At 62.6% G+C, this 604-nt stretch carries 1 protein-coding gene; it reads right to left on the minus strand.

All coding sequences use genetic code 11. The features are described from left to right. Positions 1-604 (minus strand): sulfate adenylyltransferase subunit CysD (gene cysD, locus ABGV18_RS11500; protein ID WP_396586148.1); only part of this gene is annotated, 604 nt, incomplete at both ends.

The raw sequence follows: 604 nt of genomic DNA on the forward strand, positions 1-604 counted from the left end.
ACGGAAGCGCACCTTCTTCATCATCGGCACCTCGCCCTCGTTGAGGGGCATGCGCTCGTCATCAACCATGATCAGCGTGCCGTCGCGCTCGACCACCGGGCGTTCGGCGGAGTAGTACAGCGGCACAATTGGAATGCCTTCCAGGTAGATGTACTGCCAGATGTCCAGCTCGGTCCAGTTCGACAGGGGAAAGACGCGAATCGACTCGCCCTTGTGCTTGCGGGCGTTGTAGAGCTTCCAGAGCTCGGGGCGCTGACCTTTCGGATCCCAGCGATGCTGCTCGGTGCGGAACGAGAAAATGCGCTCCTTGGCGCGGGATTTCTCCTCGTCGCGGCGGGCCCCGCCGAAGGCGGCATCGAAACCGTACTTGTCGAGGGCCTGCTTCAAGCCTTCGGTCTTCATGACGTCGGTGTGAATCGCCGACCCGTGCGTGAACGGATTGATGTCCTTCTCGACGCCTTCCGGATTGGTGTGGACCAGCAGGTCCATGCCGACTTCCTCGGCCATCTTGTCGCGGAATTCGTACATCGCCCGGAATTTCCAGCGCGTGTCGATGTGCATCAGCGGGAACGGCGGCGGCCCCGGGGCGAAGGCCTTGCGCGCC

Source organism: Guyparkeria halopsychrophila (assembly GCF_044582135.1).
GTDB lineage: Bacteria > Pseudomonadota > Gammaproteobacteria > Halothiobacillales > Halothiobacillaceae > Guyparkeria.